The following is a 21,836-nucleotide window of genomic DNA, read 5'->3' as shown; positions in this document are numbered from 1 at the left end:
TACATCAACGAATCCAACCGCTTCGGAGATCGCTGCGGCCCCGCCAGGCCGCTCTTTCGAGCACGTCGCGTCAGCGACGTATAATTGCGCCCTTGGATCCGCTTCTTCGAAACGGCGGGATCATTCGCCAAAAGCTGGCGCTTTGGCGAGGTGCAACATTGCACCTTTCCAGTGGGAGAAAATTCGGGGCAGGTTTCGTCTTCATCGAACCATCAGCAATGAGGAAGCCACGCCCATGAAGAAGCCAACTGCCAAAATCCGGGAAGAAATTGCTCGCCTGCAGGAGAAGTTGAAGGAAGCGGAAACACGTGACGCTGAGAGGATCGGTCGGATCGCAATACGTGCAGGGCTCGGAGAGATCGAGATCGAAGAGGCTGACCTTCTGTCGGCATTCGAGGAGGTTGCCAGCCGGTTTCGAGACGACACGAAATCGGCTCCGGGACGCAAGCCCACGACCGCGGCGCCGAACGGCGCTGGCGAGGCTGCGGGCCAATCTGCTGAGGCTTGAGCGCATGCAGAAGATGACAGCGACCGAAGCCCGCAAGAAGGACGCGCGGGAGAAAATCGAACTCGGCGGCCTGATCGTCAAGGCAGGTCTGCGCTACGAGAAGCGTGCGCTGTTGCTCGGGCTCCTGATCGATGCCGGCGCGCGGATCAAATCCGACGAGGCGGAGCGAAGCCGCCTGAGTGAACTCGGTGCGAAGGCTTTTGCCGATGACGCCTAGGAAGGTCCTTGTCGCAAGCATTCCGGCCATTGCCATGATTGTCATTTGCTTGAGCCTGCCCGGCATCGAACGGTGGCTCTCGGCGTTCGGTACGACCGATCAGGCAAAGCTGACGCTCGGGCGGAGCGGGCTGGCGTTGCCCTATGTGCTCGCCGGCGCCTGCGGTCTCCTGTTTCTCTTCGGAACCAAGGGGTCGATCAATGTCAAGGCGGCTGGTTGGAGCGTCGCCGCGGGCGGCGCCGGCGTGGTCGTCGTCGCAGCGATCAGGGAGGCGTCGCGCCTGCTGGCGTTTGCCGAGCAGGTCCCGACGGGAAGGACGCTTGTGTCCTATGCCGATCCTTCGACCATCACAGGAGCGGGCGCGGCATTGCTCACCACCGTCTTCGCCCTGCGCGTCGCGAGGATGGGCAATGCGGCCTTTTCGCGAAGCGAGCCGCGACGCATCCGTGGCAAACGCGCCCTTCATGGAGAGGCAGACTGGATGACGATGCAGGAGGCTGAGAAGCTCTTTGCGGAAACAGGCGGTATCGTCATTGGCGAGCGATATCGTGTGGACCGGGACGATCCGGCGGCGACGGCATTTCGACCGGGTGAGCGAACAACCTGGGGCAAGGGTGGCTCTGCACCGCTGTTGTGTTTCGACGGCTCATTCGGTTCCTCGCACGGGATTGTCTTCGCCGGTTCGGGCGGTTTCAAGACCACCTCCGTTACGGTTCCGACCGCACTCAAATGGGGCGGCTCGCTCATCGTCCTCGATCCATCCAATGAGGTGGCACCGATGGTGATGGAGCACCGGCGCAAGGCGGGCCGGCGCGTCATCGTCCTCGACCCGAAAAAAACAGGCTCCGGCTTCAATGCGCTCGACTGGATCGGTCGCCATGGCGGCACCAAGGAAGAGGATATCGCCGCCGTGGCGTCATGGATCATGAGCGACAGCGGTCGCGCGACTGGCGTCCGCGACGACTTCTTCCGTGCATCGGGTCTTCAGCTTCTGACGGCGATGATCGCCGACGTCTGCCTTTCCGGACATACGGACGCGAAGCACCAGACTTTGCGGCAGGTCCGCGCCAATTTGTCGGAGCCGGAGCCAAAGCTCCGCGCACGCCTGCAGGAGATCTACGATAATTCCGGATCCGCCTTCGTGAAGGAGAATGTCGCCGCCTTCGTCAACATGACGCCGGAAACATTCAGCGGGGTCTACGCCAATGCGATCAAGGAGACGCACTGGCTGAGCTACATGAACTACGGCGCGCTGGTGTCGGGATCGAGCTTCTCCACCGATGCGTTGGCGGATGGCGAGACCGACGTGTTTATCAATATCGACCTCAAGACCTTGGAGACCCATGCCGGGCTGGCGCGCGTCATGATCGGCTCCTTCCTCAACGCGATCTACAACCGGGATGGAGCGATCAAAGGCCGGGCATTGTTTCTCCTCGATGAGGTCGCAAGGCTCGGTTATATGCGGGTGCTGGAAACGGCGCGTGATGCCGGCAGAAAGTACGGCATCACGCTGACGATGATCTATCAGTCGATCGGCCAGCTGCGGGAAACCTATGGTGGGCGCGACGCGTCCAGCAAGTGGTTCGAGAGCGCCAGCTGGATCTCATTCGCCGCGATCAACGACCCTGAAACAGCCGACTATATCTCGCGCCGGTGCGGCACGACCACGGTCGAAATCGACCAGGTCAGCCGCAGTTTCCAGTCGCGCGGATCATCGCGGACACGTTCGAAACAACTTGCCTCACGCCAGTTGATCCAGCCCCACGAGGTTCTACGGATGCGCGCAGACGAGCAGATCGTCTTCACGGCGGGCAATGCTCCGCTGCGATGCGGTCGCGCGATCTGGTTCCGTCGTCCGGACATGACCTCGTGCGTGGCGGAGAACAGGTTTCAGCAACGCGAAGCAGGTGTCGATGACCCTGTTTCTCCCGAAACAATCTGAGCGCAGGAGCATCGTCGATGCGATATTGGGAAGCCTGCGAGGCACAGGTTACGGCAGACGAGGCCATTGAGGAATGCCGCATCCACGAAGTTGCGGCTACGGTCCGCGGCGACGATAAGGCATTGGTCGATGAAGCCACTGGCGAGGTCATCGCTCATGCCGACGAAGAGGGTGAATATTATGGCGAGGATATCCTCGGATACCTTGGGTATTGAAGGCTGCCGCAGTGCCCGCGAGAGGATCGTGACCCGAATGGGCGAAGACCGCTTGCGGGCTTCGTTCGCCTCGGCGAATAGAGCCGTACGCCGAAGGCGGATCGCCCAACATCTCCCTCTTAGAATGCTTCACCGGATTGAATCGATCATGCGAGACCGATTCATAATTGTCGTTGGACCGCAGATTCGAAACGCGCGAGTCTCGGTCATGATCGCACAGCCCTATCAGCTCTATGTGGAACGGAAGGATCGCGCCAGGAACATGGCCCGCTTCTACTCGATGTCGATAGATGCCAATCTCTTCGGAGAGCTCTGCCTCACACGGCGGTGGGGCAGGATCGGCGCCAAAGGCCAGACCTTGATCCACCATTTCGAGCGGGAACAGGATGCCGTTACCCTGTTCCTGGATCTGACCCGACAGAAACGAGCTCGAGGGTACCGAACCAAATCGTCGACGGCTCATGACTGTGATAGAGCGACGCATTCAACCGAAATCGAACTTGGGACAGTCCGTTGAAACGAACCCCGACGGGCCTCACAGCCGTCGCGATCATTCTCTCTGCAGTATCGCTTGTCCCTGCTGTCGAGGCAGCGCAATCCAGCGTCACCACGAAGTTTGTAAAGTGCTCCACCGGTGTCCGGAAAAACTGCGTCGTGGACGGTGATACGCTTTGGATCAATGGTGAGAAGGTGCGGGTTGCCGATATCGACGCTCCTGAGATCAGCACGCCGAAATGCTCCTCGGAGCTGGCGCTCGGGAACGAAGCCACACGCCGCCTGATCGAGCTCGTCAACGAGGGACCTTTTCAACTTCAGGCGTGGCCAGGCCGCGATATGGATCGCTATGGCCGTAAACTCCGGGTGCTCGTCCGCGATGGCCAAAGTCTCGGCGACCTTCTTGTCAGAGAAGGCCTCGCGCGAACTTGGTCAGGCCGCCGCCAACCCTGGTGCTGAGGAACCGGCCCGCCGGAGCGGGCCAGATCCTCAGCGGTGTGGCGCTTTACGGGCGCCGGTTCCAGTCGGTCTCGAAGTTGACCTCGATGTCGACGAAGAAGGGGATCTTGATCGCGAGCTTGAAGCCGAGCTTCCCTTTGCGGAAGAAGTGACCGACGACTTTGCCGAGAGTGCGCAGACGACGGCCGGTGGCGGTAAGGAACTTGGCGAGCTGTTGCATGGTGGTTTCTCCTGTTGATTGCGTTTCATCGCGGGGATGAAGAGCAGACCGGGAAAGGAGCGCCGTACCGGGACGGCCGAAGCGAAAGCGGAGGACCTGGAGGCAGCTGAATTTTGTTTCGCGAGGAAGCTGAAGGCTGGGGAAAATTCTGATGCCGGAAGGTTGCGGCGTGACGACCGGGTTGCACCATCCCTGATGTCGATGAAATGGGATCAACAGAAGAAACGTTGCTGAGAGCCAAAGGCGTTGCCGCCACTGCAGTCTCAATTTGAGACTTGATTTGCAGGTATGTGGATCGGCACCTCTCAGGAAGGCGGTTCTTCCGAAAGCATGGCGTCAAGCTCTGCGTTGGCAAAGGCGAGCTCCTGCCTTGAGCCGGCCAAGGCCGCTTCGATCTGAAGGCGCTCGTCCCAGTCCGCGCAATTCGCAAGCTCGGCCCGCAGTTCTTCGATGTGCTGTTCCAGGGAAAACGTCATCGTCTCATCTCCTTGAGTTTGTGAAAGACGAGGCCACCAGCCGGGAGGGGATGGCGGTGTCAGGGATCGCGAATGCGACCGGCAGGGCCGGGGAGTGGGGGAGCCGATTTTCGGAAGGCGCCACGGGCGGCTGGAGAAAATTGGGGGAACCGCTCATCCTTGAAGCCGGTATGCGCGAGCGGCACACTCCAGGTTCCTGAGCAGCTATCCCTCCCTCTCGTGTGCCACCAAAAAAGCCGGACCAGGCTCAATGCCTGATCCGGCTTTCGATCTTCGCTGAAGGAATGACCCCGCCCTTTCGGGCGGGGCCGGGCTTCTTAGTCCCGATTCGGGCGGGACCAGATCAGCTGGTAGCCATCTTCACCTTCGACCTCGGAGAGCGTCGCGTAGATGGGAGCTGGGAAGCTCGGGTCGTCGAGCTTGACCGAGAGGTAGTCGCGGTCGGTCTGTTCCGAGCGCTTCTGCCAGGCGGCGCCGAGTTCAACGGCTCCCGCGAAGATGCGGAACTGCGGGCCCTTGTCGGAGGGATTTTCGATGCGGGCAATGCGGGCCTTTACGTTGAGGGCCAGGGTGCGGATCGAGCCGGTGAAGCCGTTTTCGGTGGAGGTGAAGGTGCCGATGGTAGCCATTGTCGTATTCCTTTTCGCTGTTTCGGGCCGCTCCATTGCGGCCTCGATGGCAGTCGCAAAGGCCGGGGACGATCGGACCGCACCCATCGGGCCGAAACATCGTGGAGGGCGGCGTGGAGAGACTTTCTTGTTTCGCGAGGAATGACGGCTTGAGCCGGCAGGGGATGAAAGTCTCGCAGCGCCGTTGCGGGAGTACGAGCGAGGCGAAGCCGTTCTCCGGCCAGACATGCCTCATCGAGCCCGCGAATGGAGCCCTGTCGTCAAGGGAAAGGGATATGGCAATGGCGTCCGACAACACCATACCCCGATTGAATGCCCTACTGGGTCGGCCTGATCACTGAGTTCACTGCTTAGGCACCTCATATTCGCGATCTCCCGGCCAACCAGGCTTGCGGCTCCAATCCTTCTCGGTAGAGTTTCCGGGCGATTCGTCGCCTGGAGGATTTATGGCAAAGCAGACGAAACCGTTCATCGTCGAAATCAAGCAGTCCCGGAAAGTGAAGACCGGCGTTCAAAAACCGTCGATCTGGGGTTCGCTGGACCTGCGGATGGCCGATGATCGATTAGCCGAGGTGGACCAGACAGACGAGCCGGCCGCCATCGTCGCTGGCGACCGGTCCTAGCGCATCTGTTCAGACAAGCCGATCACGCTGCATCCCTGATTTCGGATCCGGTGGCCTGAAGACCATGCAGGAATGTGACCGCGCGTTGCGCGTGGGCCGCCGCCTGGAAAATCGCCCGCTTGTCGTCAGCCAGCACCGACAGCCAGGACTGTAGGTACGCAGCGTGATCCGGCCGGGGCTCGAGCTCGGGAACGAGACCGAGATCGGCACACAAAAAGCAACTTCCGAGTTCGGCGATCAACTCTTCCCGTGCCCTCTCGCTGCGGTCCTTGCTGTACCGCGACAGGTCACGCCCGACCCGATCTTTTGGCGAAGTCCAATGGGTCGTTTCATGGCTCAGGGTCGCGTAATAGCTGGCCGCGTCCTTGAAGGCCTGAAGCGGTGGCATCTGAATGAAATCCGATCCCGGTGCGTAGAAGGCCTGATTGCCGCCGTGGCGGATGATCGCGCCGGTATTCCGGAAGAAGTGCTCGGCAGCGTCAATCCGTTCGACCGGATCGAGATCGGGCGTTGGCCGGTCATGGAAATGGTCGGGCAAACCGTCGATTTGCTCGATATTGAAGACTGAGTAGGCCTTGAGGAACGGAATTTCCCGATCGATGGCGCCTCCATTTCCATCCGCCTCGGACTTCGTGAACCGACTGGCAAAGACAACCGTCGAGCCTGTTTCGCCCTTGCGGACAGCGGCCCCCAACTCGAGGTCGGGTAGCGGGGCAGCGTCGCCGCTGCCCCGCCCCCTCAGAACCGTGCTTGCGAGTTTCCCCGCACACGGCTCAAGCAAACCGCTTGCGATCCCGTACACTCCTCTCCGCAGCAAGAGCCTGGAGATGGCAGTAGAGGTGCATGAGGCGCTGATTATCGAGCGTGCGTTTCCCACCAAGGCGAGGTGCCGTGATGTGGTGAACGCACAGGGCCTCGTCGTTGTGCAGGGTCTCACCGCAGCGGAAGCACATGCCTCCTTGTTCTTTGGCGAGAGCCTGTTGCCGACCGGAAAGCTCGGCATGCTGACGCGATCTTCGCCGCACCCAATAGTCTCGGAGGGCTGGATCATCTGGCGATGCGCCCCCTTTCACAAGGATATGTCGAACGATCGGGGTCCACGCAAACTTGATGAGACGACCGCCGTCTCCGGCAGCATCGCCGAAGACCCAGTAGTCCATTCTCTTGGGGTGTAACTTACCCCAGTATTTGCGCGTGACCCAGTACCATGGCTTTTGCGGATGTGTCTTCCGCGCCCAACGGACCTCTTTGCCAAAGATCCAGCTGTCGAGTTGGGCGAATAGCCGTTTCGATACCACGCTCCGGTAATAGTTGCTCCAGCCTCGAATGATCGGGTTTAGCCGAGTAAGGACGGTGACTATGTTCTGACCGTCCAGTCCTCGCCATTCCCGTATCATCCTGGCTTTAAGCGATTTCACCGATTTCCGGGAAGGCTTGATCAACAGCTTCCAGCCCCATCGGGTTTCCGGACTCCGATATTGGCGGATGTTGAAGCCGAGGAAGTCGAACCCATCGGATAGATGCACTATCCGCGTCTTCTCGTCTGAGAGGACAAGGCCCCGCGCTGCCAGCCAGGCGGATAGTTCCACCCGAGCCTGACACGCATCTTCTTCGCTATCGCAGAAGACGACAAAATCGTCTGCGTAGCGGATCAAACACCGCTTGCCGACATTGTCGCCGCGGGTGATGTATTTCACACCAACCGCGGCCTCCATGCCGTGCAGGGCGATATTGGCGAGCAGAGGACTGATCACGCCACCTTGCGGCGTACCACTATCGCTGTCGTGAAAGACCCCGCGCTCCATGTACCCCGCTTTCAGCCACTGACGAATGAGCTCCTTTGCAGGGAACCCTTCGATGGCGTTGAGCAGGAATTCATGGTCGATGTTATCGAACGCCCCTTTGATGTCAGCATCGAGAACCCATCGGCGGCGGCGCACTGGTGCGGCGACATTGTAGATTCTCGCTATGGCATCGTGGCATCCCCGTCCCGGCCTGAACCCATAGCTGCAAGGCTCGAAGCGTGCCTCCCAGAAGGGTTCGAGCGCGTTTTTCACCCGCGCCTGCAAAGCTCGGTCACGGATGATTGGGATTCCAAGGGGGCGCAGTTTCCCGCCTGCCTTCGGAATATACACCCTACGCGCTGGCGCTGCTTGCCACGGCTGAACCGACATGAGGCTGTCGGCCAACTCGTTGCGAGCCTCGACGGTCGTCGTGACGACGCCGTCTACGCCAGCAGTGTATTTTCCCTTGTTCTCCTGAGTGACCTGTCGCACGCTTTTCAGCGTGTTTGAGTAACTCCGAAGCATCAGGTTCTGTAAAGAACGCACCTTGGCAAGGTCGTTCTCACGGGACGCCCGGAAGATGCGCTGTCTCAGATTGCGGACGCGCCGATTGACTTGCCGCCAGTTGACGGCATTCCAGTCGGTCTGTCCCTTGGTTCCGTTTGCAGAAGAATTCCGCACCTAACTTTTCCCTCGGTTAGCAATCATCACAACGTCTTCGGGCGGTTCACCAAACCCACGTCAGCAGCCTTTCGGCTTGAGCATTGCTCTATCCGGCAGGTTATGGATTCCCTTGATCTTTCGATCTGCCGGCATTCGCTTCTTGGGTCTTCCTGTTCCCGCTGGGCATTCAGCTTCCCTTGCGGTCGGCCTACCGGCGTTGCCACCGGTTCCCATCGGGGTTTCCGTGTTCCACATGAAGGAGATGCGGTCGGGGCGGGCGCTCTCAGTACGCCGGGGCGCGGTGTTCGCGGTGGGGCCAAGCTCACCCCAGTTCGCATTTGCCCAGCTCGGCCGTGTCAACCAACGGTTACGGCCTTACTACCTCACGGCGCGTTTCGATGAGAATTCACTCGCGTTCGCCCTTCCGACCTTCGCCTCGCCCGACAAAATGCGTTGGCTGCATTTCCATCTTGGGCTTTCATTCCCGCTTCACACCACGCCGTTACCGACGTCGCATGGGGAATGTGGCGACAGAGTTGAACACTACTCATGGACCCATGGGGTCACTCCTTTCATGCGACTTTCACGTCGCACAGCCTGCCGGTACGTCATCCATGTGTTTTCGTCGTAGCCTGCGAGTTGCCCGGAAAGCCACAGCATGACCACGTTGATGCCGCGATAGCTTTCGCCGGAGGCGCGCAGCGGCATAACCGACCTGCGACTGTTGCCGCGCCACGGCCGGATCCAAGGCTTGGTGCCGGCCTCGAGCTGCTGGATGATGGTGTCGGTGATCCGCTGGTAGGTGTCCTTTACGCTCTGCATTGCCGTCTCCTGTTCGTTGGTTGACGGCAAAGATTCGAAGATAGCGAAACGAGCCCATGCACCCGTAGGGCCGCAACGGAGTGTAGGACCGCGCAAGCGGTTGAATGGGTGAGGGGCTATCGTAGTTTGTCCGTCAAACCATCCAACGGACAGAAGAGGGCCCTGAGCGTTGGCACCCCGGCCGACGACACGGGCCTCACTGCAGCGACAAGGCCCAGATCAGCGCTCTCGGTCGTCGTGGTCGCGGTTTCGCTGGCGATCGGCAAGCTGCTGCGCTTCGATAGCCTTAAACTCGGCATTGATGTGCTGCGACTGAGGCTCTTGGGCCTTTTGCTGACCTGGTTGCGAATGGGCATCTTGGACCTGTTCCGGCCGACCCAGAGTCTTGAAATCAGATCTTGCGGTGAACTTAAACTCCTCGTCGTCAGGAGGCATCCGCTCGGGAAGGTCAGCGCGGTCAACGGCCACGATCCCTCTGTCGGTCACGAGGCTCGCCACGCGATTGTCATGCCCAAGAACCTGCCCTTCGATCACTTCGCCCGGGCGGGCCGTGCGGATGTTGTGCTCGAACGGTTTCTCGCCAGCCTGCTCAAGATCTGACATGGCACTGCGGATCGCCTCGCGGCGGTTAGGCTCCATCGCATCCTGGATGAGGTGCTTCATCGCCGGACTGGACGGATCGTTCGTGGTCTCAATGGATGCCTCGATCATGCGAGGCTTGGTGATGACGGTAAGATCAATGTCATGACCGTAGGTGCGGCCCAATGAGACCACCAGCGCTTCGTTTGCCCTTCCGTTGCCTTCACGAAAGGCATGAACGTAGTTCAGCTCAGATAGGACGTGAGCGGCCTTCTCGGCGAATTGCTCAGGTGTGGCGGCTCGCAAGCCCTGAACGTCTTTGGTGGGCCGCAGTGCCTCGTTGAGCCCCATTTCGATCCGCGATCCGGGCAGGAAGGTCGTGTCACCCTTCGAAAGCCCCCCTACCGGCTCTACCCGCTGTCCATCGACGACAGGACTTTCGTTGCGCGTATGTCCTGCCCATTCATAGACATCTTGGAAGATGTAGCCGTGCAGAGCCTTCAGATGCGCTGCATCGTGATTACCGACCGGGCCTTTTCCCTCGGCCAGCTCCGTTTGCCTCAAAGCTGTGAATGCGTATTCGGCTTCACGCAGCGCAGATTGGCTCCTGATATCAAGCTTGTTCTTCAGAACATCCTTGAAATCCTTATCCTCTGACGTGTTGGGATAGGTGTAGGAGCCTTTGGCTTCATCGTCGCGCGCCAAGCAAAACCTCATGCAAAAAAGCCGCCTGAGATCACAGGCGGCCGCTACAAATCTCTAGGCGATGATCAAGCCCGCTTAAAGCGTGCCAGAAGCTCTTGGCGCATTTCGTCGGAGGTGATGTCTCCGGCAACGTAACGGCTGTTTGCTTCTTCCAAAACCGGATCGCCGGTGTAACCCTGCCGCATATTGGCGGCACGAGCCTGATCGACGGCTTTCTTTCGGGCAGCAACAGCTTCCGGAGAGCGATCGGGGCGGGGGGCATGAACGTTCATTGGCAGAGCCTCCAGTTACTATTCAACGTAGCACAAAAGGAGCCAAATATCCAGCGAATGCGGGGTAGTCGGCTCTTTTATGGTGGGAGCCCGATCAGAGATCGGGCCTCCCAGAGCGATCAATCGCGGGGTTCCCATTCAATGATGGCCTGCAGCGCCAGGTCATCTTGGCCGGGGTAGCGGCCCAAGTTGGCGTTGAAGCCGAGGCGTTTTATAGAGAGCGTGTAATACGGCTTCCCTTCTCCGCTAGTCTTTTTCCAGATGCCGCCAACTTCGATGTCGTGGCCGCGAGGTGACTTGGCATAGACGCGATGCGTCGGAGCCTTTTCGTTGGCGGAGTCGAACGGTGTGACCTTGATGTCCAGGTCCCGGTCGATGGTGGAGATGAGGCCGGTTCCCTTGGCGTTGTCGATGTCGTCTTTGTCGAACTGGATGAAGTTGGTCATGCTCATGTTAATCACTCCTCTTTGGTGGTTGCGATGATCGTTCATAGGGCACGGGGATAAGCGGTGCGCACCGTAGGCCGGAGCGCAGCAAAGGAGGCTGGATGGGGACAAATTTTGCTTCGCGAGGAAGCCGAAGGCGGGGAAAATTTGGAGACGAACAGCTTTGCGCCAACCGCGTCGCCGTGCGAACGGGCATCAAGAGCAACCACTTTGGAGGTGTGGGGCCTGAGCGCTTGCAGCAACACGTCACCTCGACAAATGAGACATCGGCACAGGTCAAGGGCGCGATCGTGCGGAATGCAACCGAACCGACACCCCGAAACAAGTGGCTGGGGGAACCGAGAGTTCCGCAAAACGTGAGATCTCGCCATCTGTTGCCCACAGCAGCGCCGGTAGTCGTTCAGTTGCCGGAATGGCTGCGGCGATAGGAGGAGGGCGTTTCGACATTGGCACCCCACAAGCCTTGGCCGAGCTGTCGGGCTAGATTCTCGGCGCGGCGGTACTGGCTCAGGTCGATCGGGTGGGATGTTGGCAGATATCGCAACAAGAGGGTGGCTTGGCCCGCCTTCACCATCTCGAGGCCAATATCCGAGTTCTCGACAAAGCACTGGCCGACAAGGCGTTTGTACTGGTCTCGATCGACTTCAATGCAGCGGACATGCTTGCCATCGATCATGCGGGCGAGGAAGCGACGTGCCTCAATCCCGCAATTCCATGTCACACCGTTTTTGGAGCCGGTCTGGTCCCGCTCACAGGCGTCAATGGCCGCGATACGGATCCTCTGTTGGCGAATGCTGAAGGTGTCACCGTCGATCACTCGCGCTCGGCCTGAATAGTCGGCCGCTGCAGAAGACGCGGTGAACAGAAGCGCGGCCAGCGCGGCTCCAATTGAGCGATTTTCTATCACGAGTGTGCCTCCATTGAGTTGCGGGCTACCAGCCCAAATACCGAGCGGTTTAGATGAAGCTCTCCCCTCGCGGCACGGTCTGTCATGGCCCGCAAATAGCCGCCCGGCGAGCTGATTTCGGCGCGCGTGTATTTCTCAAAGGTAAGAGCGATCGCAACGGCAGCCGCCTGCTGGCCCATTCGGTCTACGGCGCGCTGGCGCGCATCCTCGGACACGCCGGCGATGCGGCAAAGTTTGGGAGCGATCCGGTCCAGGTCCGCCCAACTGCGCGGGGGGTGGTAGCCATATTCGGCAAGGCTTGGCGTAGCCCGCCACACATCCTCCAGCGCCACAAGTGAAGGCCGCACTTGCAATTGCTTATTGCTTTGGCTCGAACGGCTGCCCAGGCTTTTCTCAAAAGCCCTCTTGCTGGCGGAGCCAGCTCCTCGTGAACTGACTTGTTCGGCGTTAGCCGAACGCCGTTCATCATTACGAGGTCCAAAAGGTTTCGTGGTTGTAATCTGTATGTGCATGTCGTTCTCGACATCCGTGCATGTCATATTTGTATCTATGTCGGACCCTTGGGGTGCCCGATTCACGTTGCGCAGGCGGTCTGCAAGCCACTCCAAAAGCATTGTTGCCTTCCGGAGGACGTGGGCCGATGCGTGCCTGGCTGATCCAATGAAGGCTGCGACCCTTTCAACACGGGACGCGATCCGCCCAAGAATGACTTCGCCGCGATCGGTCGAGGACACGAGAGCATACCTCGCGGCACGCAGAGCGTCCCGGAAGCGACGCGCCGCGTTGTCGCGAACTCGAATCTCTTCCCGCTTCTGGCGCACCAGCTGATCAAGCTCGTGGTACCGAGCGATCAGGACGCGCAGATCAATGCCGCAGGCGTCGGCAATATCTCCTTCGCCATCGCGGATCGGATAGCGCTTGAAATTCGCACTGTCCTGCATGGTGACAAGGCCGAGGTCGTACAATCGGGAGAGAATTCGGCTTACGCGTCCCGGTGACTTGTTGATGTCGTACCCCAGCTGTCGGTTCGACTTGTAGACGATCGGGCGCCCGCCTTTGTCAAAGGCATCGGCCTTGGCGGTCGTTATGATAGCCTCGAGCAACGCATATTCTGAGGTCGTGATCATTCCGATCGTCATCAGATTCTTAGCGAGCACCGCAAGCTGGCCACGCGTCACCGCTCCGATTTCCGTTGACTGCGCCAGTCGCCGAAATTCGGCTCGCTCCTTCGTCATTCTGCGACCAGTCGGTCGCTTGTATTGGGTGGGTTCCCCCATCGTCCGTCTCCTGTCAGAGGCCAGACAAAGCTCCGCCGTTCACCGAAAAGGCGTTTTGATTATTGACATCGGAGGGGAGGTCTGCGAGAACGATGGTGCTTTTATATTTTCGAACTGCAGACCGCTTCCGGATTTTTCGGGAGCGGTTTTTCTTTTCTGGGCCGGTTGCTATCTCCACAAACTGTTAGAATGTGTGAGTCGGAATCGGTTGTGGCTCCGCTCATTGCGATTTGTAGCCTGAGATACCAATTTGATGCAAGTTGTCACATTTCTGCGCTGCTGCGTCGGCTCAGCCGGCATATAAAAAGCGCTATTTTTCCAGTATTTTAGAGCTGCACTCTGCTTCTAACCCCGCTTCACGTTCAAGACCGGGACGTTTCCAGACGATGATATACCCCCCGTTATTGTTGGATAAATTCAACGGGTGGGGAGGAGAGTTTGAGAGGAGGGGGCTAGGGCCTCCTCTCAACAAGCGGCCTGATCTGCCGTCCCCCGATACGTTTCTGCCTCCCACGCACCTGCGAAAGCGCCCGCATTGGCTCGATGCCAAGGCGGGCGCTAAAGTGCGATCTTGAAGCAGGCTCAGCCGCGCTGAGCAGCATCCTCAAGATAGGTCGGCGGTAGATCGAAGGCCTTTAGCGCTGTATCGAGTGCTTTTTGCACTTCATCCCAATCAACATGCTCCGGGTCGCTCAGATAGGCGTTGATTAGCTGACAGCAGCTTTCGGCGGCAAGGGTCGGATCAGGATCGGAAGCGAGCACGGCTTATCCTCGGGAATAGTGGAGCCGGTCACGCTGGAGGACGTGACCGGGGACAAGCAGCGGCGGGATTATTCCGCTGCCATCGGGAACGAGTGTTCGCTCTTTTCCTCAGAGGTTTCAGTCTCACCCTCTGCGTCGGGGTCAGACGCGATCCGAACGTGAGGCGGAAGCCAACCGCTGTCCTTAATGGATTTGGCGGCATACTCCGCAGCCTCGCCCTTCTTCATGTTGCCGACACCAGCGGCGAAATCCTCGCCGCGCACCTCGGCAACAACGGCTTGGATGGTTGGTCTGTTGACGTGGCTGAAATAGCTTTCCGCCGTGGTCTCGAACCAATCCCGCATATCGACATTCAATGCGCGGCCCATTTGGTCGGCATGTGCCAGCGCATGGCTCCGACTGCTGAACTTCTTCTCAACTGCATTGACGGAATGGGCGGCGGCATAGGCCAGAAGCTGCAACAACTCGCTCTGCGATTGATCCATCAGCCATTCCCAAAGGTCAGCAGGATCGCCGGGAAGCCGGTGCCCGTAGTTTTCCTCAAGGCTTCCCCACGCCTCAAGGGCCTTGTTCTCGGCGGGACGCTTCATCGAACCGTCCAGCACTTCATGAGTGACAGAGATTTCAAGCGCGCTCTGGTGGCCGGGAATGCCCCATGCGGTCCGATACTGCACTTTGAGCAACATCGCATGGACGACTGCGACAAGCGCGATTTCGGGATTGTTCGCCAGCTCGACTCGAAGCGCCGCCGTCTTCTGAGCGGTCAGGTCCTCGATCAAAGCCGCTGAGTGAGTAAGCGCCGTAGATTTCAAAGCGCCGTCAGCGTCCTCGGTCGTCCCGCCTTGCTTTCCTTCTGTGGCTTCGGCCTTCTTCTTGTCCTCGTCTCGGACAAGGCCTCTCAGCACCGATACCTTGCCCCAATGGTCGATGGTAACAATTGCCCCTGCAATCGCGAGGTCTTCGCTCCGATAGGCTTCTTCACGCTTCTGCAGGACGGCGATTTCCTGCTCGACGGCGGACAAGGCGGCCTCTGCACCTTCATCCTTCTGATCCGCATCGATCTGCGCCGCCAGTTCGTGATAACGCTCGGTCAGAGCGTCCAGCTTGGCTTGATCCTCGTCGCTGAGGTCCACGCGCTGCGGGTAAACCCGGGCCATCTGATAGATATTATCCGGCTGCTGAGCGCACCACTCGAGCCATTTCCAGCCTTCGGCCTTCACGGCTTCCGCCTCGACCTCCAACTTCTCGGCAACCAGCTTTTCAAGCAACCCGCTATCGCATGCAAAGCCTCCTCCCTGCTCGGCAAACAGGTCGCGGCGCACTGGACCGCCAGCCGCTTCATAAACCTCCAACCCGCCGATCAGCGCGAGCCGCTTGTCGCTTGCAGGGACTTCATCCACGGCGAGACGGCGCTTGATTGTGTTGGCGCTACGATCCCATGAGGGGAGGGCATTCCAAACCTCTTCCTGTCGAGCGTGATCGTCGGTGATGGTGAAGGCGGCAAGCTGCTCAAAGGTCATATTCTCGGCGCGGAACGCCGCGAACAGGACAGGGGAAACCTTCGCCAGCGCAAGACGGCGGTTGACGATGATTTCGGTTGTCCCGAACCGGGCGGCGATGTCCTTGATGGACTTGCCCTCATCGAACAACGCCCTGAATGCCTCGAACTGGTCGGCGGGGTGCATGGCCTCGCGCATCACGTTCTCGGTCAGGCTTAACTCTGTTGCGTCACCCGCCTCCCGGACAATGACGTTCACGGCGTAGTCGGCCCCGATCTCGCCCCGTTCGACCAGAAGATTGAGGGCTGCGAGGCGGCGACCGCCAGCCGTCACGAGGTATCGGCCTTTGGTTGCTTTGCGCACCACAAGGTTTTGAATGACGCCATTGGCGAGAATGGACGCCGACAGGCTCTCGATGCTCGTCTTGATGTAGGTCTTGCGGACGTTCTTGGGGTCTGCGTCCAGCTTGTTAAGTGCTACCGCGATGATGTCGCTCATGGTTCCTTGCTCCAGTTTTTCCCGTTTCCCTTGGGAGCAAGCCCCGCTAGTGGGCGAAGCCTCTGCCTTCGTTCTCGAAGGATGTGCCCCCACATCCGGCGGAACGAAGGGGGAGGGCTTGAGCCCGCTCCCGTTAGGACGCCGATCGGGTCATGGGGCGGGAGGAAGGAAAAAAGGAAGGTTTGCCGGCCCGACGGCGAAAGCCGTTTTTCCTGACGAGCGACAGCGCTTGCGCGCTTGCCCATTGGCGCGATCGGCGACCTATCGTAAGAGCGGTACAGGGCAGGGTAGATGGGCGGCCGATCCTGGCCGCTCCTTGCGGATGTGAACCGGCGACGCCGGTTCTCCGTCTTCTGATCCAGGTTATAACACGATGGATCTGCCCGCTGCGCTCCGAGTGATGAGCGCTCCGCTCCTCGGGAAGATCTCCATTTCAACTTGATTCAACGTGTCGATAGCGGCAGCAGCGGCTCAGCTCGGATCGATCGGCGCCAGTCCGAGATCCGAGAAGGACAATGAAGAACATCGGAGCTTTCAGCATAGCGCCGCCCCTCCTTAAAGGGCGGGAAAGCGGGAATTCTCGACACGGTTTTGAAGGATAAAGGGAAGCCGCAGGAGGCTTAGCATAGCGCCGCGAAGCGGAAGCCGGGACCGACTTCCCCCGGCAAAACCGTTCCGTGCTTCTACAGCCTGGGCGTTGCGTTCATGATGTAGTGGGCGATCTGAAACAGCTGCTCAACAGTCGCAGCCAGACTTCAGTTCATCTGGGACAGCTCGCATCTGGCCGCTTTGCGCCAACAGCGGACATTGCAGTCCAGCGCATACGGCTGCGTTGCGGCAATTTCTAAAGCGAGCCGAACGCGGCGATTCCTGCCCCAGGATCACAGGTTGACCCGCTGGTGATGTGACACGCGGGTCAACCTGAAGTTCATCCCACAAGCAGATGGCTCATCGCCGGGTCGGGAATGACGACGATGCGGCTGCCATCTCTTGCCTCGTCGTGAAGATGGATCACATCCTGATTGATGAGCCGAATGCAACCTGAGGAAACGGCCTTCCCGATGCTGAACGCCTCAGGCGTGCCGTGTATCCGATACAGCGTGTCCTTCCCGTTTTCATGGATATAGAGGGCGCGAGCACCGAGTGGATTTTTGAGTCCGGGATCCATGCCTCCATTTGCAATGCTGTAGGGCTCCAGCCCTGGCTGCCGCGCAACCATTGAATCAGGCGGTGTCCAGCGCGGCCATTCCCGCCTGTAAGCCATTATGGCCTCCCCAGCCCAGGCGAACCCCTCCCGTCCTACTCCGATTCCATAGCGGGTCGCGCGGCCACCTGCCTTAACGTGGTAGAGATATTTGGCTGGCGTATCGACGACGAGGGTGCCTGGCTTCTCGTTCGTCGGATAGTCCACCTCGGTTCGCCAGAACTGCGGCGGTAGCTGGCTGATGTCGACCTCCGGGATCGGAAACCTCTCATTGGGCATTGCATAGTACATCGGCGGCACCACCGGCGCAGGCGCTGGCGGAGGTTCGGCGATCGTCACGACGGGCGGCGGTTGGGTCGATACACAGCCAGAGACGGCGATCGCCCCTACACCAAGGATGAAGGAGCGCCTTGGCAAGCCTGCACCCACCCACCGTCCATTTGAGCTGCTCGTTCTCTCTTCAGTCTGACTGTCATAGGCCATGTCGGTACTCTCTGTTAATCTCGCGGGCTGCTTCCAAGCCTGCCCGCCTTAGGGCAACCTTAAGTGACGAATGGCGGAGGCCAGTGCGCCGTGGAGCCACCCGCTCAGGCCGCGCGGGCCTCTGCGATCGCCTTCTTCAGCCCCTTCTCATCCAGCACACCTGCGAACGTGGTCCGGCCGATGACGAAGGAAGGCGTACCTGCGAAGTTGAAGGCGAGCGCCTGGCTGTAGTTGCGGTCGAGCAGCCCCGAGATCTTGGTGCTGTGCTTGTTCACGGCGGCAGCAATTTCCTTCATCGTGAGGCCGGTGCTCGTGAGCGCCTTCTCCACGGCTTCTTCAGTCAGTTTGCCCGTCGTCTTCATCAGCGCCTCCATTGCAGGCTCGTACTTGCCGATCTGGGCGGCTCCGAGAACTGCCTGGGCAGCAAAGATCGAGGCACCGCCGAAGACGGGCCAGTCCTTCAGCACCAGCCGGACATTGCCGTCCTCGCGAACGACCTTCTCGAGCATGGGATGGATCTTCTTGCAGTAGGGGCACTGGTAATCGAAGAATTCGACGACCGTGACGTCCCCTTTGGGATTGCCGAGAACTGGTGCGTCCGGATCATGGAAGACGGTCTTTTCGGTGATCTCCTGGCCGAACGCCAGGCGCGGGAGGACGGCAGCCACTGCGGCAGTGCCCGCGGTGACGGCGAGCAGGTTTCTGCGGGTAATCATTCATACTTCTCCTTTTCGCGATTCTTCAGGTCCGAGCACGACGACCTTGGAGCCCTTCGGCACGCGGCGATGCAGGTCGATGATGTCGTGGTTCAGCAGCCGGATGCAGCCGGACGAGACCGACTTGCCGATGCTCCAGGGTTCATTGGTCCCGTGGATTCGATAGAGCGTGTCCTTGCCGCCCTGGTAGAGGTACAGGGCACGTGCTCCCAGAGGGTTCTTGATGCCACCCTCCAGGCCCGATGCTAAAGGGCCGTAGCGCTCCGGATTGCGCTTGATCATGTTCTGGGTGGGCACCCAGCCCGGCCACTGCGCCTTACGGGCGATATCGGCCTCGCCCTCGAATTCCATGCCGGCCTTGGCGACGCCGACGCCGTAGCGCATCGCCTTGCCACCCTCCATGACGAGGTAAAGAAAACGGGAGTGGGGATCGACCACGATAGTGCCTGCCGGATAGCCGGTCTTGTAGTCCACAACCTGGCGGACATTCTTCGGATCCATCTTGGAGACGTCGACGCCGGGGATGGTTTCGTCTCCATCCTTGATCGGCGCATACATACTGGCCAACGACGGGTCCGCTTTCGGGGCTTCGACCTTTGCGGGCTCCGCGGCGGTCTGCGCGCAGGCCGACAACCCCATGACGAAAAGCGAGGCGGTCAACGGTCGCCACAGATCGGCCGCTCGGGCAGGGATCATTCGGATATTCCTTCTTCAGATTTGAGTTCCTGGATCTTCTGCGCGAGAACCTCGCGGGAAATCTCGCCGAGGTGAGAGCCGGCCAGCGTGCCGTCGGCTGCTAAGAAGAGTGTTGCGGGCAGACCGACCGCCGAATAGTGGCGGCTGAGCAGAAGCTGCGGATCGAGCACCGCCTGCGGCAGATCGAGGTTCGCACTCCGGAGGTAGTCAGCGATCTTGGCCGCCTGCTCGCCCTGGTTTGCAAAGACGAAGTCGACATCGGCCATGTTGGCAGCGAGTTCCGCCATCATCGGCAGTTCGCGGCGGCAAGGCGGGCACCACGTCGCCCACAGGTTCAGAACCGTAGGACGACCGTTGGCACCGATCCCTCTTTCGGCACCATCAAGTGTCCGGAAGCTGGAGGTGACGGGCGCTAGCTGCGGGTCAGAATAGGTCAACGCCAGCGTCGCCGCTGTCGCAACCATGCCAGCGGCAAGGCTAGCCACGGCCCATCCGACAAGCTTTCGGCTCTTCAGGAACAGCAGGACCAGCACCACGGCGACGCCTGCGGCCCCTCCGCTCCAGGAGAACCCGCCTTGCCACACCGCAAGGATCCGCCAAGGCTCCGAAGCGAAGCTCCCGGCATGCTGCAGAACATGCCCCAGGCGCGCCGCCGCCAGTCCGACCAGAGCCGTCCAAGACGACCAGCGTCCGAGCCTGTCGTCGACCCGGTGGGCAAGAACGGACGCTGCAGCGAGAAACACGACCATGCCCACGATGGCAGCGAAGCGCTCGGCGTCGAACGCGAAGGGACCGAAGGAGACGGCGTTCATCGAAGGGCGCTCTTGGCTGCTGATGCAGACGTCGTAACGGTGTCTGCACTGATCTCTCCCACCAGCCTGCTGTCGGCAATCTCATCGTTGTTGCCGTCGAGGAACAGCATTGTCGGGGGCCCGACGACCTGAAGGTCCTTCATCAGCGACTGGTTGGCCTCGGTGATCTCACTGAGATCCACCGAGATCAGGCGGATGCCGTCCAGCGCGTTCACCACCGTCGGGTCCGGAAAAACGGATCGCTCGATCACCCGGCAGGTGACGCACCAGTCGGCCGTGAAGTAGACAAGCGAGGGGGTGTCTCCCGCGTCGGCTGCCAGCAGCGAGGACAGTTCGGAGGAGGAGGCAGCGAACTGGAAGGAATCCTTGTCAATCGCTTTCGTTGGTGTTGCGTCTCCGGAGCGCGCGACAGTGATGGGCGCGAGAGGCTTCAGAGGATCGGTTGCGCCCGAAAGGCCGCCAATCGCTAGCATGACGCCGTAGAGAGCGGCCAACATGCCAGCAGATTTGGCAAATCGTGCAGCGCTGCCGGCCTCAGGTCTCATCTGATCGAAGGCTCCGATGAAAACCCCGAAGGTGATCGCCAGGATAGACCACAACAGAAGACCAGTTCCGGCAGGCAGCAGACGGTCCACGAGCCAGACCGCGGTGGCGAGGAACAGGAAGCCGAAGACCTGCCGGACCCGTTCCATCCATTGTCCTGCACGCGGAAGCAGGCCCGACCCGAAGGTCCCCATCAGGATCAAGGGGATGCCCTTGCCGATGCCGAGCGCGAACAAGGCCGTCGCGCCGAGGACGACGTCTCCGGTCTGCGCAATGTAGAGAAGCGCGCCGGCGAGCGGAGCCGTAACGCAAGGTCCGATCACCAGAGCGGATGAGAATCCGAGCGCTGCCGAAGACGCCAGTGAACCTCCTGAATCGCGGCGTGGGGCGAGCCGGTTCCTGAGAAAGGAGGGAAGCTGGAGTTCGAATATCCCGAAGCTTGAAAGTGCCAGAGCCACGAAGATGGCTGCAACGACGAGTGTGGCAGCGGAAGACTGGAGCGCGATCTGGAAGCTCTGACCCCACCATGCAGCGACCACGCCGAAGAGACTGAAGGCAGCCGCCAAAGAAAGGACGTAGGTTGACGACAATACAAATCCACGTCCAGCCGACAGGCTCTCGCCCTCCCTCGAAAGGGTCGCGGCGAGGATAGGGTACATGGGAAACACGCATGGCGTGAAGGCCAGCAGGACGCCGAGCCCCATGAAGCCGGCGACCAGCAACAGCACTCCACCGCGATCGAGCAGAGATCCCACGAGTCCGTTGGAGGACTGGTCAGAGATACGGATTGCAGCCGTGTCGGCGGGTTCCGGCGCGGCTTTGGACACCAGAGGAAAGGCTGCCTGTGACTGAAGCGCAGTCTGAAGACCAGCCGGTTTTTTGCTGGCTACAGGCGTCAACGCAGCAGGGTCGAGATCGACCGTGGTCGGAGGATAGCAGAGACCGCCATCCTGGCAGCCCTGGTAGGTGACCTTGACGAAACCAGTGACCGGTCCGGCGATCGTTGCCGTAGCCGTCCCATAATAAACCTCGGTGCTTCCGTATCCGGGATCCTCCTTGATGACGCCCGGCGGGGTTGTCATTTCGAGAGGTCTGCCGTCGGCGTCTTTCACACTCAGGTATTCTCGGTAGAGATAGTAGCCGTCTTCAAGCTGCCATCTTAATGCGATGTCAGGACCGTCGCGTCCTGCCTCCATGCGAAAGGCCTGATCCATTGGAAGCGGCGGTTCGATAGCTGACGCCACCGCCGAGACGGCTAAGGCCACGATGAAAGATGAAACCGACAGGAAGAAACGCAAGGTCCGCTCCGTTGCTTGGGTTGGAGCGGCGGTCTCTCCTCCCAACCTTAAGGCAGCCTTAAGGTAGCCGGCGCAGGGAGGACGCG

At 60.1% G+C, this 21,836-nt stretch carries 23 protein-coding genes and 2 pseudogenes; 7 read left to right on the top strand and 18 right to left on the bottom strand.

All coding sequences use genetic code 11. The annotated features are described in order from the left end of the window. Positions 1 to 235 precede the first annotated feature (235 nt). The 6 genes from traC (at position 236) to ACQZ5H_RS26120 (ending at position 3,836) form a co-directional block, all read left to right on the top strand. A complete protein-coding gene (gene traC / locus ACQZ5H_RS26145; protein ID WP_449099390.1) occupies positions 236 to 508 on the top strand; it encodes a conjugal transfer protein TraC in 273 nt (90 codons plus the stop codon). Positions 509 to 512: 4 nt separating this feature from the next. Further along, entirely contained in the window at positions 513 to 725 is a 213-nt protein-coding gene (gene traD / locus ACQZ5H_RS26140; RefSeq protein WP_132280347.1) for a type IV conjugative transfer system coupling protein TraD, read from the top strand. After that, complete coding sequence (gene traG / locus ACQZ5H_RS26135; protein ID WP_449099389.1) at positions 715 to 2,667, top strand: Ti-type conjugative transfer system protein TraG; 1,953 nt, start codon at positions 715 to 717, stop codon at positions 2,665 to 2,667. Before traD ends, traG begins: the two co-directional genes overlap by 11 nt. A 17-nt stretch (positions 2,668 to 2,684) precedes the next feature. Continuing rightward, positions 2,685 to 2,882, top strand: a complete 198-nt coding sequence (locus tag ACQZ5H_RS26130; RefSeq protein WP_449099388.1) for a hypothetical protein — start codon at positions 2,685 to 2,687, stop codon at positions 2,880 to 2,882. A gap of 208 nt (positions 2,883 to 3,090) precedes the next feature. Beyond that, positions 3,091 to 3,399 carry a WGR domain-containing protein gene (locus ACQZ5H_RS26125; RefSeq protein ID WP_449099387.1) on the top strand — a complete coding sequence of 103 codons (309 nt, stop codon included), beginning with the start codon at positions 3,091 to 3,093 and terminating at the stop codon, positions 3,397 to 3,399. After that, complete coding sequence (locus ACQZ5H_RS26120; RefSeq protein WP_449099386.1) at positions 3,396 to 3,836, top strand: thermonuclease family protein; 441 nt, start codon at positions 3,396 to 3,398, stop codon at positions 3,834 to 3,836. The genes ACQZ5H_RS26125 and ACQZ5H_RS26120 overlap by 4 nt, the downstream gene beginning before the upstream one ends. 46 nt (positions 3,837 to 3,882) lie before the next feature. Here the strand turns inward: ACQZ5H_RS26120 and ACQZ5H_RS26115 are convergent, their stop codons facing one another. The 3 genes from ACQZ5H_RS26115 to ACQZ5H_RS26105 form a co-directional block, all read right to left on the bottom strand. Then, positions 3,883 to 4,056: a hypothetical protein gene (locus ACQZ5H_RS26115; protein ID WP_449099385.1), complete on the bottom strand. Its 174-nt coding sequence runs from the start codon at positions 4,054 to 4,056 to the stop codon at positions 3,883 to 3,885. Positions 4,057 to 4,361: 305 nt separating this feature from the next. Continuing rightward, the gene (locus ACQZ5H_RS26110) at positions 4,362 to 4,532 is read right to left on the bottom strand and encodes a hypothetical protein (RefSeq protein ID WP_449099384.1); all 171 of its coding nucleotides are present in this window, start codon (positions 4,530 to 4,532) and stop codon (positions 4,362 to 4,364) included. Between the two features lie 317 nt (positions 4,533 to 4,849). Beyond that, positions 4,850 to 5,161, bottom strand: coding sequence for a DUF736 domain-containing protein (locus ACQZ5H_RS26105; RefSeq protein ID WP_011654735.1), 312 nt, complete (start codon positions 5,159 to 5,161; stop codon positions 4,850 to 4,852). A 446-nt stretch (positions 5,162 to 5,607) separates the two neighbouring features. Here ACQZ5H_RS26105 and ACQZ5H_RS26100 point away from each other — a divergent pair, with 446 nt between their 5' ends. After that, entirely contained in the window at positions 5,608 to 5,784 is a 177-nt protein-coding gene (locus ACQZ5H_RS26100; protein ID WP_449099383.1) for a hypothetical protein, read from the top strand. 22 nt (positions 5,785 to 5,806) lie between these two features. Here ACQZ5H_RS26100 and ACQZ5H_RS26095 read toward each other — a convergent pair. The 15 genes and pseudogenes from ACQZ5H_RS26095 to dsbD form a co-directional block, all read right to left on the bottom strand. After that, positions 5,807 to 6,484 (bottom strand): annotated as a pseudogene (locus ACQZ5H_RS26095) (ArdC family protein); the annotation flags it as partial. Positions 6,485 to 6,557: 73 nt separating this feature from the next. Then, entirely contained in the window at positions 6,558 to 8,249 is a 1,692-nt protein-coding gene (ltrA, locus tag ACQZ5H_RS26090) for a group II intron reverse transcriptase/maturase (protein WP_312223675.1), read from the bottom strand. Between the two features lie 576 nt (positions 8,250 to 8,825). After that, positions 8,826 to 9,053, bottom strand: a pseudogene (locus ACQZ5H_RS26085) (ArdC-like ssDNA-binding domain-containing protein); the annotation flags it as partial. Between the two features lie 219 nt (positions 9,054 to 9,272). Then, the gene (locus tag ACQZ5H_RS26080) at positions 9,273 to 10,337 is read right to left on the bottom strand and encodes a Fic/DOC family protein (protein WP_449099382.1); all 1,065 of its coding nucleotides are present in this window, start codon (positions 10,335 to 10,337) and stop codon (positions 9,273 to 9,275) included. Between the two features lie 65 nt (positions 10,338 to 10,402). Continuing rightward, positions 10,403 to 10,609: an antitoxin VbhA family protein gene (locus ACQZ5H_RS26075; protein ID WP_113460381.1), complete on the bottom strand. Its 207-nt coding sequence runs from the start codon at positions 10,607 to 10,609 to the stop codon at positions 10,403 to 10,405. Between the two features lie 119 nt (positions 10,610 to 10,728). Further along, positions 10,729 to 11,061: a DUF736 family protein gene (locus ACQZ5H_RS26070; RefSeq protein WP_149740632.1), complete on the bottom strand. Its 333-nt coding sequence runs from the start codon at positions 11,059 to 11,061 to the stop codon at positions 10,729 to 10,731. A 394-nt stretch (positions 11,062 to 11,455) separates the two neighbouring features. Beyond that, positions 11,456 to 11,959, bottom strand: coding sequence for a thermonuclease family protein (locus tag ACQZ5H_RS26065; protein WP_449099441.1), 504 nt, complete (start codon positions 11,957 to 11,959; stop codon positions 11,456 to 11,458). Continuing rightward, positions 11,959 to 13,239 (bottom strand): plasmid replication protein RepC, encoded by a 1,281-nt coding sequence (repC, locus tag ACQZ5H_RS26060; protein WP_449099381.1) that lies wholly within the window; start codon positions 13,237 to 13,239, stop codon positions 11,959 to 11,961. The genes ACQZ5H_RS26065 and repC overlap by 1 nt, the downstream gene beginning before the upstream one ends. A gap of 582 nt (positions 13,240 to 13,821) precedes the next feature. Continuing rightward, the gene (locus ACQZ5H_RS26055) at positions 13,822 to 14,001 is read right to left on the bottom strand and encodes a hypothetical protein (protein WP_102022169.1); all 180 of its coding nucleotides are present in this window, start codon (positions 13,999 to 14,001) and stop codon (positions 13,822 to 13,824) included. Positions 14,002 to 14,069: 68 nt separating this feature from the next. Beyond that, complete coding sequence (locus tag ACQZ5H_RS26050) at positions 14,070 to 15,998, bottom strand: ParB/RepB/Spo0J family partition protein (RefSeq protein ID WP_449099380.1); 1,929 nt, start codon at positions 15,996 to 15,998, stop codon at positions 14,070 to 14,072. Between the two features lie 928 nt (positions 15,999 to 16,926). Next, entirely contained in the window at positions 16,927 to 17,685 is a 759-nt protein-coding gene (locus tag ACQZ5H_RS26045) for a L,D-transpeptidase (protein ID WP_077549660.1), read from the bottom strand. Between the two features lie 104 nt (positions 17,686 to 17,789). Next, positions 17,790 to 18,401, bottom strand: coding sequence for a DsbA family protein (locus ACQZ5H_RS26040; RefSeq protein ID WP_077549659.1), 612 nt, complete (start codon positions 18,399 to 18,401; stop codon positions 17,790 to 17,792). Then, positions 18,402 to 19,097 (bottom strand): L,D-transpeptidase, encoded by a 696-nt coding sequence (locus ACQZ5H_RS26035; RefSeq protein ID WP_097142929.1) that lies wholly within the window; start codon positions 19,095 to 19,097, stop codon positions 18,402 to 18,404. Further along, the gene (locus ACQZ5H_RS26030) at positions 19,094 to 19,909 is read right to left on the bottom strand and encodes a TlpA disulfide reductase family protein (protein WP_077549658.1); all 816 of its coding nucleotides are present in this window, start codon (positions 19,907 to 19,909) and stop codon (positions 19,094 to 19,096) included. The genes ACQZ5H_RS26035 and ACQZ5H_RS26030 overlap by 4 nt, the downstream gene beginning before the upstream one ends. After that, positions 19,906 to 21,750 (bottom strand): protein-disulfide reductase DsbD, encoded by a 1,845-nt coding sequence (gene dsbD / locus ACQZ5H_RS26025; protein ID WP_097142928.1) that lies wholly within the window; start codon positions 21,748 to 21,750, stop codon positions 19,906 to 19,908. The genes ACQZ5H_RS26030 and dsbD overlap by 4 nt, the downstream gene beginning before the upstream one ends. Between the last annotated feature and the right edge of the window lie 86 nt (positions 21,751 to 21,836).

This window comes from Rhizobium sp. 21-4511-3d (assembly GCF_053522545.1).
The sequence above is the reverse complement of the archived record's forward strand: the minus strand, read 5'-3'. Positions and strand labels throughout refer to the sequence as shown.

What these genes read in the sequence shown, in the direction of transcription:
- traC (WP_449099390.1), top strand. Translation starts at nt 236, where the DNA reads ATGAAGAAGCCAACTGCCAAAATCCGGGAAGAAATTGCTCGCCTGCAG.
- traD (WP_132280347.1), top strand. Translation starts at nt 513, where the DNA reads ATGCAGAAGATGACAGCGACCGAAGCCCGCAAGAAGGACGCGCGGGAG.
- traG (WP_449099389.1), top strand. Translation starts at nt 715, where the DNA reads ATGACGCCTAGGAAGGTCCTTGTCGCAAGCATTCCGGCCATTGCCATG.
- ACQZ5H_RS26130 (WP_449099388.1), top strand. Translation starts at nt 2,685, where the DNA reads ATGCGATATTGGGAAGCCTGCGAGGCACAGGTTACGGCAGACGAGGCC.
- ACQZ5H_RS26125 (WP_449099387.1), top strand. Translation starts at nt 3,091, where the DNA reads ATGATCGCACAGCCCTATCAGCTCTATGTGGAACGGAAGGATCGCGCC.
- ACQZ5H_RS26115 (WP_449099385.1), bottom strand. Translation starts at nt 4,056, where the DNA reads ATGCAACAGCTCGCCAAGTTCCTTACCGCCACCGGCCGTCGTCTGCGC.
- ACQZ5H_RS26110 (WP_449099384.1), bottom strand. Translation starts at nt 4,532, where the DNA reads ATGACGTTTTCCCTGGAACAGCACATCGAAGAACTGCGGGCCGAGCTT.
- ACQZ5H_RS26105 (WP_011654735.1), bottom strand. Translation starts at nt 5,161, where the DNA reads ATGGCTACCATCGGCACCTTCACCTCCACCGAAAACGGCTTCACCGGC.
- ACQZ5H_RS26100 (WP_449099383.1), top strand. Translation starts at nt 5,608, where the DNA reads ATGGCAAAGCAGACGAAACCGTTCATCGTCGAAATCAAGCAGTCCCGG.
- ACQZ5H_RS26075 (WP_113460381.1), bottom strand. Translation starts at nt 10,609, where the DNA reads ATGAACGTTCATGCCCCCCGCCCCGATCGCTCTCCGGAAGCTGTTGCT.
- ACQZ5H_RS26070 (WP_149740632.1), bottom strand. Translation starts at nt 11,061, where the DNA reads ATGAGCATGACCAACTTCATCCAGTTCGACAAAGACGACATCGACAAC.
- repC (WP_449099381.1), bottom strand. Translation starts at nt 13,239, where the DNA reads ATGGGGGAACCCACCCAATACAAGCGACCGACTGGTCGCAGAATGACG.
- ACQZ5H_RS26050 (WP_449099380.1), bottom strand. Translation starts at nt 15,998, where the DNA reads ATGAGCGACATCATCGCGGTAGCACTTAACAAGCTGGACGCAGACCCC.
- ACQZ5H_RS26045 (WP_077549660.1), bottom strand. Translation starts at nt 17,685, where the DNA reads ATGGCCTATGACAGTCAGACTGAAGAGAGAACGAGCAGCTCAAATGGA.
- ACQZ5H_RS26040 (WP_077549659.1), bottom strand. Translation starts at nt 18,401, where the DNA reads ATGATTACCCGCAGAAACCTGCTCGCCGTCACCGCGGGCACTGCCGCA.
- ACQZ5H_RS26035 (WP_097142929.1), bottom strand. Translation starts at nt 19,097, where the DNA reads ATGATCCCTGCCCGAGCGGCCGATCTGTGGCGACCGTTGACCGCCTCG.
- ACQZ5H_RS26030 (WP_077549658.1), bottom strand. Translation starts at nt 19,909, where the DNA reads ATGAACGCCGTCTCCTTCGGTCCCTTCGCGTTCGACGCCGAGCGCTTC.